Source organism: Psychrobacillus sp. FJAT-21963, from assembly GCF_001420585.1.
Lineage (GTDB): Bacteria > Bacillota > Bacilli > Bacillales_A > Planococcaceae > Psychrobacillus.
Window position 1 is genome coordinate 175,093 of record NZ_LJIY01000003.1, and the last position, 13,819, is coordinate 188,911.

The 13,819-nt window shown below is 38.0% G+C and carries 12 protein-coding genes and 1 riboswitch; of the genes, 8 read left to right on the plus strand and 4 right to left on the minus strand.

Annotated elements, in window-relative coordinates; all coding sequences use genetic code 11:
* The first annotated feature begins 97 nt into the window (after positions 1–97).
* Positions 98–376: a hypothetical protein gene (locus AN959_RS10490; protein WP_056830595.1), complete on the plus strand. Its 279-nt coding sequence runs from the start codon at positions 98–100 to the stop codon at positions 374–376.
* A 14-nt stretch (positions 377–390) separates the two neighbouring features.
* On the opposite strand, the gene AN959_RS10495 is transcribed toward AN959_RS10490, so the two are convergent.
* Both AN959_RS10495 and fabZ read right to left on the minus strand, forming a co-directional pair.
* Positions 391–1,128: a bifunctional 2-polyprenyl-6-hydroxyphenol methylase/3-demethylubiquinol 3-O-methyltransferase UbiG gene (locus AN959_RS10495; RefSeq protein ID WP_056830596.1), complete on the minus strand. Its 738-nt coding sequence runs from the start codon at positions 1,126–1,128 to the stop codon at positions 391–393.
* A gap of 22 nt (positions 1,129–1,150) precedes the next feature.
* Entirely contained in the window at positions 1,151–1,576 is a 426-nt protein-coding gene (gene fabZ, locus AN959_RS10500) for a 3-hydroxyacyl-ACP dehydratase FabZ (protein ID WP_056830598.1), read from the minus strand.
* A gap of 192 nt (positions 1,577–1,768) precedes the next feature.
* On the opposite strand from fabZ, the gene AN959_RS10505 reads away from it, so the two are divergent.
* From AN959_RS10505 to metH, 4 genes are all read left to right on the plus strand, one after another.
* Positions 1,769–3,154 (plus strand): protoporphyrinogen oxidase, encoded by a 1,386-nt coding sequence (locus AN959_RS10505; protein ID WP_056830601.1) that lies wholly within the window; start codon positions 1,769–1,771, stop codon positions 3,152–3,154.
* A 133-nt stretch (positions 3,155–3,287) separates the two neighbouring features.
* Positions 3,288–4,241 carry a nuclease-related domain-containing protein gene (locus AN959_RS10510; RefSeq protein ID WP_056830603.1) on the plus strand — a complete coding sequence of 318 codons (954 nt, stop codon included), beginning with the start codon at positions 3,288–3,290 and terminating at the stop codon, positions 4,239–4,241.
* Between the two features lie 239 nt (positions 4,242–4,480).
* Positions 4,481–4,585: riboswitch (SAM riboswitch) on the plus strand.
* Positions 4,586–4,660: 75 nt separating this feature from the next.
* Positions 4,661–6,520 (plus strand): bifunctional homocysteine S-methyltransferase/methylenetetrahydrofolate reductase, encoded by a 1,860-nt coding sequence (locus tag AN959_RS10515; protein WP_056830605.1) that lies wholly within the window; start codon positions 4,661–4,663, stop codon positions 6,518–6,520.
* Complete coding sequence (gene metH / locus AN959_RS10520) at positions 6,501–9,938, plus strand: methionine synthase (RefSeq protein ID WP_056830607.1); 3,438 nt, start codon at positions 6,501–6,503, stop codon at positions 9,936–9,938. The genes AN959_RS10515 and metH overlap by 20 nt, the downstream gene beginning before the upstream one ends.
* A gap of 363 nt (positions 9,939–10,301) precedes the next feature.
* On the opposite strand, the gene AN959_RS10525 is transcribed toward metH, so the two are convergent.
* Positions 10,302–10,697 carry a hypothetical protein gene (locus AN959_RS10525; protein WP_056830608.1) on the minus strand — a complete coding sequence of 132 codons (396 nt, stop codon included), beginning with the start codon at positions 10,695–10,697 and terminating at the stop codon, positions 10,302–10,304.
* 380 nt (positions 10,698–11,077) lie between these two features.
* Entirely contained in the window at positions 11,078–11,842 is a 765-nt protein-coding gene (locus AN959_RS10530; RefSeq protein ID WP_056830610.1) for a DUF817 domain-containing protein, read from the minus strand.
* A gap of 174 nt (positions 11,843–12,016) precedes the next feature.
* On the opposite strand from AN959_RS10530, the gene AN959_RS20690 reads away from it, so the two are divergent.
* From AN959_RS20690 to AN959_RS10545, 3 genes are all read left to right on the plus strand, one after another.
* A complete protein-coding gene (locus AN959_RS20690) occupies positions 12,017–12,241 on the plus strand; it encodes a hypothetical protein (protein WP_216598638.1) in 225 nt (74 codons plus the stop codon).
* Positions 12,242–12,576: 335 nt separating this feature from the next.
* A complete protein-coding gene (locus AN959_RS10540; protein ID WP_056830614.1) occupies positions 12,577–13,350 on the plus strand; it encodes a class I SAM-dependent methyltransferase in 774 nt (257 codons plus the stop codon).
* A gap of 16 nt (positions 13,351–13,366) precedes the next feature.
* Positions 13,367–13,816 (plus strand): NUDIX hydrolase, encoded by a 450-nt coding sequence (locus tag AN959_RS10545; protein ID WP_056830616.1) that lies wholly within the window; start codon positions 13,367–13,369, stop codon positions 13,814–13,816.
* Positions 13,817–13,819 lie beyond the last annotated feature (3 nt).

The window sequence follows — 13,819 nt, forward strand, 5'->3', positions numbered from 1 at the left end:
ATGACTCCTCTCCAATATCTATTGTTCTAGTATACTAATGAAACTTTTTTCTTATCCCTCCGTATATGATATATAGATTTTAGAGGAGGCAATAGAAATGGCTTTAAGTTTTTTCTGGATAGGTGTAGGGCTTGCAGCACTAGGCTACTTTATAGGGGATGGATTAAAGAACTTTAAAAACCCGAAAGGATCCGGATACCCTACTCTCATAAATGAAAAGGATTTGCCGATATATTTTGGGTTGAGTAAAGAAGAAATACAGGAATTGCTCAGAAAATATCCAAATGCACCAAAAATAGAGTTAAACGGAACTACGTATTTTCCCTATCATCAATTTTTAGAATGGCTATCTTCAAACGATATTTATAAGAACTAGAGTGTGTTGTTATTTCAAACACACTCATATACATCAAACATGCTACCAATTCCATAACCGTCTTTTACTTCGTGTAGAATAATTTGATTAAATCCGTTTGACTTAAGAATATTTTCAAATTCTCCTAGTTCGTAAAGACGGATAGGGAAATCCATTAGTTCTGTTTTTTCTAATTGTTCATCTTTTACTAATTGGTACTTCAACTTAATTTTTAGCATCTTGCTTTCTGAATCATAATGCTCCTGCTTATATTCCACAATGTCTCCGATGTCATACTGCTTTCGATTTGTTTCCCTCCATTCGGGGAGATCATTAAATTTCCCTCTGTTTGTCATAATCGTTAAAAGTAACTTACCGTCTTCTGTTAACATAGATTTCATATTTGCAAGACTATCAGCTACTAAATGATCAGGCAAAAGGGAAAACGAACCAAAAGGAATAATGATTAAATCATATTTGTTAGGACTTTGAAATTCCTCTATTTTTCCAAGAGTTACTGATGGTTTCAGATTTACCTTTTTACCTTTTTCCTTACAAACTTTTAGCATTTCTTCTGAAATATCAAATCCTTCAATATCGATTCCTCTTCGCAGAAAAGGAAGTAGCATTCTTCCATTACCACACATTGGTTCTAATACTTTCATGTTCTTATCCTTCACAAAAGATAGATAAAACTCGAGTTCTTTCCCGTCTGCAAATGACTTATCACTTTCGTAAATTTGTGTACACAGCTCTCCGTAATAGTCGTTCATTTAATTTCCCCTTTATATATTGCTAATTCCCGAATGCAAAAATTAACTCTGATTCACATACTAATTCACCATCGACCGTAGCAATTCCTTTTCCTTTGCCAATAGGTCCTTTTAGGCGAGTAATTTCAACTTCCAATCGTAGCTGATCTCCTGGTTTGACCTGCTTTTTAAAACGGCAATTATCAATGCCTGCTAAAAGCCCTAATCTTCCTTCATTCCCCTCTTTCGTTAGCATTACTACTGCACTTACTTGAGCTAAAGCTTCTACAATTAATACTCCTGGCATGACAGGGTAACTTGGAAAGTGTCCATTGAAAAATTCTTCATTTGCTGTCACGTTTTTAATGCCAACTGCTCGTTTTCCTTCATCCAATTCCAATATCTTATCCACTAATAGAAAGGGATAGCGGTGTCTTATTACATCCATGATTTTTTGTGTGTCTAACATAAAAAAACCTCCAATCTAATTAAATTTTATCACTTGGTGTTAGTAGTTGATACTATAATTTTCTCCTGCAATTTTGACGAAACGGTAAACTTTTATTGGAATAGGGGAAGAATAGTGAGGTAAGTCATACCAAGTATTTTTAAAAGCGATTATACTAGGAGTACGAGTAATTTCGAACTAGGAGTGAGTATCTTGAAAAAAGTAGTTGTGGTTGGTGGAGGAATTACAGGACTTTCTACGATGCATTATTTACAAAGACTTAAGATAGAAAAAGCATTAGATGTAGATTTGGTTTTAGTGGAAGCACATGATTATTTGGGTGGTAAAATTCATTCGGTAAGTGCAGATAGCTTTATAATGGAAACTGGTGCGGATTCAATCGTTGCACGTAACGAAGGGGTCTTACCTCTAGTAGAAGAGCTAAAACTGCAAGAAGAGCTCGTTTATAATGAAACAGGTATTTCCTATATATATACGAACAATGAATTACATGCAATCCCTGCAGATACGGTATTTGGAATTCCAACAAGTGAAGAATCTTTAGAAAGTAGTACGTTGGTTTCAGATGAAGGTAAGGAAGAAGCATTGAAAGATCTTGATTCCCCTAACGAAAACTTTACGAAAGAGAGTTCTGTCGGCTCATTTTTAGAGCATTTCTTAGGGAAAGAATTAGTGGAGAAACAAATTGCTCCCGTGTTGTCCGGAGTGTATTCGGGGAGATTAGATGATCTCACTATTTCTTCCACATTACCTTATTTGATTGACTATAAAAACGAATATGGCAGCATCATTAAAGGATTAGAAGCGCATAAAGAACAGTTCGCAGCAGCTGCAAATAAAAAATTCATCTCGTTTAAAGGTGGACTTTCTACTTTAATCGATCGCTTGGAGGAAGAATTGAGCGAATGTACGATTTTAAAGGGAGTACATACGGAGAAAGTAACTAAATCAGAAGCGGGCTACGAGGTTTTATTAGAAAATGGAAAAACAATAGAAGCGGATTTTGTTGTTTTGACTACTCCGCATGATGTGACTCAGCGAATTTTGCAAGAACAAGATTTAGATGTGGATTTCAATAAATTGAAGAATTCCTCATTAATTAGTATTTATCTTGGTTTTGATATTCCAGATGAACAGCTACCAGCTGATGGAACTGGGTTTATCGTTTCGGAAAACAGTGACGTGAAATGTAATGCTTGTACTTGGACTAGCCGAAAATGGAAGCATACATCTGCAAACGGTAATTTACTTGTACGAATGTTTTACAAAAGCTCCAATCCAGTTTTTGAAAGCATGAAGCATATGAGTGAAGAAGAGCTAGTGGAAGTAGCTTTACAAGATATTGACAAGAGCCTGAAACTAAACGGCAAGCCTCAAGTTGTGGAAGTAACTAAATGGAACGATTTAATGCCAAACTATCATATGGAACATGGAGAAGCGATAAAATCATTGAATCAGAAATTATCATCTATGCTTCCAAATGTAGTACTTGCTGGATGCTCGTATTATGGAGTAGGTATTGGCGCTTGCATTAAAAATGGTAAGGAAACGGCGGAAATGATTGCAGCGAGAATTTAATTTAAGGAGTAATTCCCGGACCAAAATTTAATTTTGGTCCTTTTTTTATTGTAGGAATGAAATTGATGGTGTTTTAGAGTAATTTACAAATTTTGTATATATGATACGATGCGATTGGGGGTGTTTAAATTAAATGATTGTAAAAACTCGAGCGCATGAATTTAGCTATATTGCTTTGAAGTCATTAGATAGACGTTTACCGAAAATACACGACATGAAAGAGTTGATTCACTCTAAAATGCACATGGCGAAGGCTGGAATATACGGGGAAGAAAGAATGGATGGGGTTTTTCAGAAGTATTCTTTTCCGTTCCAATACTTGGTGTTTCAAGATGTGAGCTTGGAATCGTACGGCAAGTTTCAAATAGATACGGTATTTTTGACGCAGTACTTTGCGGTGGTATTAGAGAGTAAAAATATAAGTGGAAGTTTGCGGTTTAAGCAAAATCCTTCCCAGCTTGAGCGAGAGAATGAAGAGGGTAAAGTCGATGTATTTGAGAGTCCAGAAGTACAGATTGAACGGAATATTTATTTACTGGAAGATTGGTTAAGATTGCAAGGTGTGAGTATTCCTGTTCATGGTGTCATCGTGTTGACGAATTCAAGGGTGAAGGTGGTAGAGCCATCTATCAATTATCCAACGATACTTTATTCGACGATTCCCGTATTTTTGCGGAATATGACTCGAGAGAAAGTATGCCTGAAAGTGCCAGCAATGCATGAATTAGCAAAGAAAATGGTTGCTTGTCATCAAGTGTACTTTCCATTTCCACTGTGCAGTCGATGGAGCATTAATCCAAATGATTTGCTGACCGGGGTCTATTGTGAAAAGTGTGAGACGCATGGGATGACGAAAAAGAAAAACGGCTGGAACTGTTTAAGGTGTGGTCACGTAGATCGCTTGGCGCATGAAAAGGCGATGCGTGATTGGTTTATGCTAATCGGGGATAGTATTAATAATCGGCAATGTAGATATTTTCTTAAATTGGATTCTTATCAGGCCGCATCTCGCATATTAAATTCTATGGGGCTATCGAGAGAGGGTCCATCTAAACGTAACACAATTTATAAGTGGAATTGGTCTTAAATTGATGAATCGGATGATAAAGAGTGAAAATCGGATAATAAGTCGAGATAATCGGATAATAACAAGTGAAAATCGGATAATAAGTCGAGATAATCGGATAATAACACATGATAATCGGATAATAACCGCCAAATATCGGATAATAAAAACAATCTTAAGATGCAAGAAAATTCAATCTACGTCTTGACGCTTTAGTTGAATAAAGGTACGATAAGTCTAATAAAAAATTGAATATTGAATTCTTATCAAGAGAAGCTGAGGGACTGGCCCTGTGAAGCTTCAGCAACCAGCCGTTTGGTCAGGTGCTAATTCCAGCAGATGCTTATGTGTCTGATAGATGAGAAGGGACGAATTTTACATACTCGTAAAGCCTTCTTTTCATGGAAGGCTTTTTTTTATTTTAGAGAGGATGAATGTGAATGGGTTTATTAGAGAAGCTGCAAACGAATGTTTTGACTGCTGACGGAGCGATGGGGACGCTGCTTTATTCATATGGAATTGATTATTGTAACGAAGAATTAAACATCCAGAAGCCTGAGATTATTGAGAAAATTCACCAGGACTATATAGTTGCAGGCGCGGATATCATTCAGACGAATACGTATGGTGCAAATGCGATTAAACTGGCGCGGTACGGACTAGAAAATCAAATGAAAGAAATCAATGAAGCGGCGATCCAAATCGCAAAAAGAGCAGCTGCCCCTGGTGGTCAATTTGTGCTTGGTACGATTGGTGGTATACGCGGTATTCGGAAGAGTGATGCGACTATTGATGAAATTATCGCAACGGTTAATCAACAAGCTACCCAACTACTATCAGGAAATCCAGATGGATTATTACTAGAAACGTACTATGATTTTGAAGAGCTTTCCGCAACGGTTACGCATCTAAGAAAGCTGACAGATACACCGATCATTGCACAAGTATCGATGCATGAGCCAGGTATCTTGCAAAACGGTTTATCGCTAAATGATGCATTACATCAACTAGAGGCATTAGGAGCAAGTATTGTAGGAGTCAATTGTCGACTTGGTCCTCATCATACAATTCAAGCGTTCGAAGGGGTGACTCTAACAGAAAAAGCATTTCTATCAGCTTATCCAAATGCAAGTTTACTTGATGTAGAGGATGGCCGTATTGTTTACGAATCTGAGGCAGATTATTTTGGAAAAGCAGCGTTATACCTTCGCGAAGCAGGAGTTCGTTTAATAGGCGGTTGCTGTGGGACAACACCAAAACATATTGAAGCCGTGAAAAAAAGAATTGGAACTCTACCACCAATTACAAATAAAATCGTAACGCCTAGAAAGCCAATAATCATTCAGGAAGCAGAACCAACTGTCAATCAACCACTACATGAAAAAGCAAAAACCGAAAGAACAATCATCGTGGAACTAGATACGCCACGCCATTTAGACACTACTACTTTTATGGAAGGTGCAGAGAAGCTGAATGCAGCTGGAATTGATGCAGTAACGATGGCAGATAACTCACTTGCATCTCCTCGTATTAGCAATATGGCTATGGGCTCGATGTTAAAATTGCAAAATAATATTCGTCCTCTAGCTCATATTACATGTCGTGACCGCAATTTGATTGGCTTACAATCACATTTAATGGGTCTGGATGCACTTGGAATTCATGATATATTGGCTGTTACAGGTGATCCTACCAAAATAGGAGATTTTCCTGGAGCAACCAGTGTATATGACGTATCAAGTTTAGAGTTACTCCAATTAATAAAACAGCTAAATGAAGGTGTTTCATTCTCAGGAAAATCACTTCGAAAAAAAGCCAACTTCTCTGTGGCAGCTGCCTTTAATCCCAACGTTCGCGTACTGGATCGTGCTGTTAAAAGACTAGAGAAGAAAATAGAGTGTGGAGCTGATTATTTCATTACCCAGCCCGTTTATTCGAAAGAAAAAATGGAGGAAATCTATGAAGCGACGAAACACTTGTCCTCTCCTATTTTCCTTGGGATTATGCCACTTACAAATAGTCGTAATTCTGAGTTCCTGCACAATGAAGTACCAGGTATTAAATTATCAGATGAAGTGTTAGAACGCATGCGTGCTTGTGGAGAAGATAAAGAGCGTTCTACTGAGGAAGGTATACAGATTGCAAAAGAGCTTATTGACACTGCAGCGGAGTTATTTAATGGTATTTACATCATTACGCCATTTTTCCGTGTGGATATGTCACTTGAATTGATTCGCCATATTAAAGAGATTGACGGAAAGAAAGCGAGAGAAAACAGTTATGTCCAAACATCTAATTGAACAGGAACTTCAAAAAAGAATTCTTATTATTGATGGCGCAATGGGAACGATGATCCAAAACGCGAATCTAACTCAAAAGGATTTCGGTGGAGAAGAATACGAGGGATGTAATGAGTATTTAAACGTTATCACTCCAACTGTCATTGAACAAATTCATCGGGAATATTTAGAGGCAGGTGCAGATATAATTTGTACCAATACGTTTGGGGGAACACCAGTCGTGTTAAATGAATATGATCTAGGTGACCAAGCGCATGAAATCAACCTTCGTGCAGTGCAGCTTGCGAAGAAGGTTGCAATTGAATTATCTACTCCCGACTGGCCGAGATTTGTGGCTGGTGCAATTGGACCGACAACAAAAACATTGTCTGTAACTGGTGGAATAACCTTCGATGAGTTAACAAATGACTTTTACATACAAGCAAAGGCATTAGTCGAAGGTGGCTCCGATGTTATCCTATTGGAAACAAGTCAGGATATGCTAAACGTGAAGGCCGCAACCATTGGTATACAACAAGCATTTACAGAAACGGGGAAAGAGCTTCCTATCATGATATCTGGAACAATCGAGCCAATGGGAACGACACTTGCGGGTCAAAGTATTGAAGCATTCTACATTTCAATTGAACATATTAAACCACTCTCTGTGGGACTCAACTGTGCAACAGGACCAGAATTTATGACGGATCATATTCGCTCCCTTTCTGAGTTATCAGATGGATATGTAAGCTGTTATCCAAATGCAGGATTACCGGATGAAGAAGGACATTACCATGAATCACCTGAATCGCTTTCGAAGAAGTTAAAAGGCTTTGCAGAAAAAGGATGGTTAAATGTTGTAGGTGGATGTTGCGGAACTACTCCAGCCCATATTCAAGCAGTTCGCGAAGCAGTGAAAGATATTGCACCTCGTAAGCCAGCTGAAACAGGCCATGGTCATGTAGTTTCAGGTATTGAACCGTTATTATATGACGAAACAATGCGTCCACTCTTAATAGGGGAAAGAACAAATGTGATTGGTTCGAGAAAATTTAAACGACTTATAGTAGAAGAAAAGTTTGAAGAAGCTTCCGAAATTGCTCGTGCACAAGTAAAAGGTGGTGCTCACGTCATCGATATTTGTCTTGCTAACCCTGACAGAGATGAATTATCTGACATGACTAATTTCATGAAGGAAGTTGTGAAAAAAGTGAAAGTGCCACTTGTCATTGATTCCACTGATGAAAATGTAATTGAAGAGGCATTGAAATATTCACAAGGTAAAACAATTATTAACTCGATCAATCTAGAGGATGGCGAAGAGCGTTTTGACGCTGTAATGCCACTTGTAAAAAAATATGGAGCAGCTGTAGTAGTTGGAACAATTGATGAAGTGGGAATGGCGGTTACACGTGAACGTAAGTTGGAGATTGCAGAACGTTCCTATGATTTGCTCGTAAATAAATGGGGACTTGCACCAGAAGATATCATTTTTGATCCACTAGTTTTCCCAGTAGGTACAGGAGATCAACAATATATTGGATCAGCTGTGGAAACAATAGAAGGAATTCGTTTAATCAAAGATAAGATGCCTCGCTCACTAACTATTTTAGGAGTAAGTAATGTTTCATTCGGTCTACCACCAGTTGGGCGAGAAGTGCTCAATGCTGTTTATTTGTATCATTGCACACAAGCAGGGCTTGATTATGCAATTGTAAACACAGAAAAACTAGAACGATATGCATCTATTCCTGAACATGAAATTGCGATGGCAAATGAACTGTTATTTACAACAACAGATAAAACATTAGCTGATTTTACTGACTTTTATCGAGACAAAAAGAAAGAAAAGACAGAAGCGGATATCCCAAAAACGGTACCCGAACGTCTTGCTTATTATATTGTGGAAGGTACGAAGGAAGGGCTTATTCCAGATCTGGAAGCAGCACTTAAAATGTATGATACCCCATTAGAAGTTATAAATGGTCCATTGATGGAAGGTATGTCTGAAGTAGGGCGTCTTTTTAATGACAATCAATTGATAGTGGCAGAAGTGCTACAAAGTGCTGGTGTGATGAAGGCTTCGGTTGCTTATTTGGAACAGTTTATGGAAAAGAAAGAAGATGACTCTGGTAAAGGGAAAATCGTTCTTGCGACTGTAAAAGGGGATGTACACGACATTGGAAAAAACTTGGTCGATATCATATTAAGCAATAACGGATATAAAGTAATCGACGTTGGAATAAAAGTAACCCCTGCCACTTTAATAGAAGTTATTCGAAAAGAAAAGCCAGATATCGTAGGTCTATCAGGGCTTCTCGTAAAGTCTGCTCAACAAATGGTTATTACCGCACAAGACTTTAAAGAAGCAGGTATTGAAGTACCTATGCTTGTAGGAGGAGCTGCTCTATCTCGTCGTTTTACAGAAACGAAAATTTCGGCTGAGTACGACGGACCTGTCCTATATGCAAAAGATGCGATGCAAGGATTAGAGCTAGCAAATCGTCTACAAAATGATGAAGATAAATCCGTTTTACTGGAGGAATTAATAACGCAACAAGAAAAACGGAAAGTAGCAGAAGCTGCACGGGCTTCCAAACAAGCTGTAGCTGTTTTAACGAAACCAGTCAAAACAGTGCGTGAAGATGTCCAAGTATTTAACCCTAAAGACTTACGTCGACACGTTTTAAAAGATTATTCAGTGTCACACTTATATCCATACGTTAATATGCGAACGCTGATCGGGCATCACTTAGGCTTAAAGGGGTATAGTGATAAATTATTAGAACAAGGCGACGAGCGTGCGGTGGAGTTACATGAACTAGTAACCGAATTTCTAGGAGCTAGCATTTTAAAACCATCTGGTATGTATCAATTTTTCCCTGCACAATCAGATGGCGATGATGTAGTAATCTATGATCCAGCGGATGCCAAAACAGAAATTGAACGATATAGGTTCCCTCGTCAATCTGTAGAACCATACCTTTGCTTAGCGGACTACTTGAAATCCGTCGAAAGTGGTGAAATGGATTATGTCGCATTCATGCTCGTTACTGCAGGACATGGTGTTCGGGAAGCGGCTAATAAACTAAAAGAACAAGGGAAGTTTTTAGAAAGTCATGCATTGCAGGCAACTGCACTGGAACTGGCAGAAGGATTTGCGGAACGTATTCACCAGGAAATCCGAGATCAATGGGGCTTCCCAGATGCAACTGATTTTACAATGCGTGACCGGTTCGCAGCAAAATACCAAGGACAACGCTTCTCTTTTGGCTACCCTGCTTGTCCAAATTTAGAAGATCAAGCAAAATTGTTTGGACTTCTTAAACCAGAGGACATCGGTGTGCAATTAACCGAAGAGTTCATGATGGAGCCGGAAGCATCAGTCTCTGCCATCGTATTCGCACATCCAGATGCGAGATATTTTGTAGTCGACTAAAAAATGAAACACCGCCAAATGATGGCAGTGTCAGACTGCAGAAAAGGAATTTGGCTAATTGTTCTTGTTTCATTAACTTGAGATTCTGTCTAAATTTCCTATTAACTCAGGATTCCTAAGTATATAGAAAATAATCAGGTAGCATTTTATTGGTTTGGAGAAGCGTCCGATCGAGATCGACTCCTGCGGGAAAAGCGAGACAGACAAGAACCTGCAGGAGCGTAGCGAGTGCGCTGAAAAAGTCTATAGAATTTGAATTTACTTAATAATGTCATCCGATAAATAAGAAAATCGTTGAAACGGCTCCCTTTCCGCGGACGTTGCCTTAGCCTCCTCGCTGCACTGCGGGGTCATCGGCTAACGCTATCCCCGCAGGAGTGTCGCCTTTTTCAACGATTTTCTATAAATACTATTTGAAAAATTTAAGTGATATAAATTTACTCTATTAATAGCATGATGGTTTTCTAATTGAAAAGCGGATAATAGTTGATTGGAGTGGAAGGTGGCGACTCCAGCCGGAATAGCAAATGTTTTCTGCACCGATAGCGAAGCGTCAGGTGCATGAGATGAAGACCCTGGACTGAGCGTAGCGAAATTAATTTTTGCGACGAGCTTGCGCAGGAGCATTGTTTTTTGCGACGAGCTTTGCGCAGGAGCAAGGGAAGCGGCTGAAACCATGCCGGCGGAAAGCGTCCGCCTGGAACGGAAATCAACGGGACCCTGATAAAAAGCGAACATGGGAACGAATGCAGTTCCCATACATGCTAAGAGATACCTTGAAAAGTTTTTCAGTGGACTCAGCCTAAGGAAGTAAGGCTATTGGCTCATGTCAAATGGATAGCAATCTAAGTTCGCGACGTCCTACGGCTACGATTGCATGACCCACATCCCGTGGATCCAAGTGGCGCGGCGCTCGTCCGCGGAAAGCTTTCGGAAAACCATCTATCCTTTATAAAGATAAATTCGAGTTTGTCTAAAGTATCACACCGCCAACAGGTTTGGCGGTATTTTTTTGAGGAAAAATGTGAATTGCTCAATCTTTGCGCAAGATAGCTCAATCTTTCTAGCGAATCGCTCAATCTTTGAACAAAAACACTCATTGATTGTTGTGAATCGATCAATCTCCTAATTACTTGCTTTTATTGAACAAGCTCCTTGTCACTTTTTACTCTCTTCAATTGTGCCACGATAATGACGCTTATAATGACAAGTAAAAACCAGGAGCTGATTTTACCGATGTGGACAAGGGACCATGCAGCTTCTTGGTTTGGATATTGCCATGCACCAAAGAATGTGGTGATATTTTCAGCAATCCAAATAAAGAAACCAATTAAAATGAAGGAGAGAATCATCGGCATTTTATAGATTTTATCGTTGATCTGGAAGGTGACGATTGTTCGGAAGAAAATAATAAAGAGTAATCCCTTCAACCACCAACGAATGTCATAGGTAAAGTGATGAGCAAAGAAATTAAGATAAATAAGAATGCTAATACTGACTGCCCAAAAGGACTTTGGCCAATGATAAATATGTAAATCTAAATGACGCCAACTTTGACAAATGTAACTCGCGACGCTCGCATACATGAAACCACTATACAGTGGGACACCAAAAACCTTACTATATGCTTCCTCTGGATAACTCCAAGAACCCATATGGACTTTATATAATTCCAGGGCTAGACCAATTACATGAAATAAACATATGACTTTGAACTCATCGATTGTTTCTAATTTAGAGACAAGCATGAATACTTGAGCAGCAATACAAATTATTAAAATTAAATCATATCTTGGTAAAAATGGAGTATCTACATATTTCGAAAAGGCCAGAGCTGCAAATATGATTACCGGAAAAATACAAGAAATTGCTTGTAAATAAACAAATCGTAAAAAGTTTTTCATAAGCCAACCTCGGCTTTCTTCAAAAGTTTGTATTGCTTACCATATGGACGAAAAGCATATGCTCAGGTTTCTTGTTCAACCGTATATAGACAAATCGCTTATTCTTACCTAGACACTTTATCCCGACTTGCATAATTTATAGAGATTTTATTAAATCATTAGGAGTGAAGTGGAATGTTTTTGCCATTTGGAGATGGATATCGAGACGGAGGTCGGGACCGAGACCGAGACCGAGATTACCCAAGATACCCAAGATATCCTAGATATCCGCAGTATCCTTATCCAAGATATCCAAGATATCCGTATTATCCATACTATCCTTATTATCCGTACTTTCCATATTATCCTTATTATCCGGGATATGGCTATCCAGGATATCAAGGAAGATACGGTTATTGAGAAATTTTTTCGTGAATCTGATTTCCAGTTAAGAGAGGGGAAATTCCCCTTTCTTTTTAATAGCTTAATAAGAATGGACAACCTAGAAAATAATATAAAAGCAGGTATTTTAGGAAGGACGTCGAAGGTTTATAGGAATTAATTATTAGGAGGAATTTTTATTTTATTTTTAATGATACCAATAATTATCGTAATGATTGGTTTGTATTGTATTACATTAGCACTTTGGGAAATCAGAGTAGGTGCTGATCGAAAAAAATATATAACTTATATGTTCACAGGTTTAGTATTAATTTTTATAGTTCCTAAATTGTTAGTGGGGGAAATTTAACATAATGACATTAGACAATTTTGAAGAATATGATAATCCTATTTTGTATGATCTTGAAAATAACGCCTATTCAGATGATGTGAAATTCTTAACGAAATGGGCTGCTAAAACAGAAGGAATAATAATAGATTTGGCTTGTGGAACGGGTAGAGCAACTATTCCATTGGCCAAGGAAGGATATAAACTAATTGGAGTAGACCTACATAGTGGTATGTTAAACGAGGCAAAAAAGAAAGCATCGGATCTAAATTTACAAGTTGATTGGATCGAACAAGATTGTTCCGAATTAGAATTGAATGTAAAAAGTAATTTGATATTCTCTGTTGGAAACTCTTTTCAACATTTCCTTACAAATGACGATCAAGATGGATTGTTGACCTCTATAAATAAGCATCTAGAAACCAAAGGAATCTTCATTTTTGGAACAAGATTTCCAACTGCAGAGGAATTGTTACAACCAAACACAGAAGAATATTGGAAAACTTATACGGATAAGGAAACTCACCATAAAGTAGATGTATACACGATTAGTAGATATGAGTCCTTAAACCAAGTGCAACATTACACAACGATAAGAAGATATAAAGATCAAATTGGAGAAATAGTGAAAGAGGTAAAAACAAATATTAGTTTAAGGTATGTGTTTCCAAAGGAAATGGAGCGACTATTATTTTCAAATGGATTTGAAATTCTTCATGTGTACAAGGATTGGAATGAAACACCTTTGACAGATGATGATAGCGAACAAATGATTTATGTTTGCCAAAAAATAAAATAGTACAATGGAGGTTAATATGGGTTATATCGAGGAATTACGTAAGACAGTTGGAAATCAACCCCTCATATTAGTTGGAGTTGCAGTTGCAGTGATTAATGAACAAGGGGAATTCTTATTGCAAAAAAGACAAGATGGATTATGGGGTGTTCCAGGAGGTTTTATCGAACTAGGGGAATCAACTGAGGAAGCTGGAAGAAGAGAAGTTTTGGAAGAAACGGGATTAGAAGTAGGTAAACTTGATTTAGTAGGTGTTTTCTCTGGAAAACAGTATTTTGTTCAATTATCAAATGGGGATGAATTCTATCCAGTGACAATTGCTTATATGACAAACGAATTAAAGGGTGGGAGTTTAAAGGCAGACGGTGAAGAAACTGTGGAAGTTCAGTTTTTTAAAGTAACGGAACTACCGGAAGGGCTCAATCCGCTCATTAAAAATCTTATAAAGCAACATTCTTTATCTCTTTAAAAT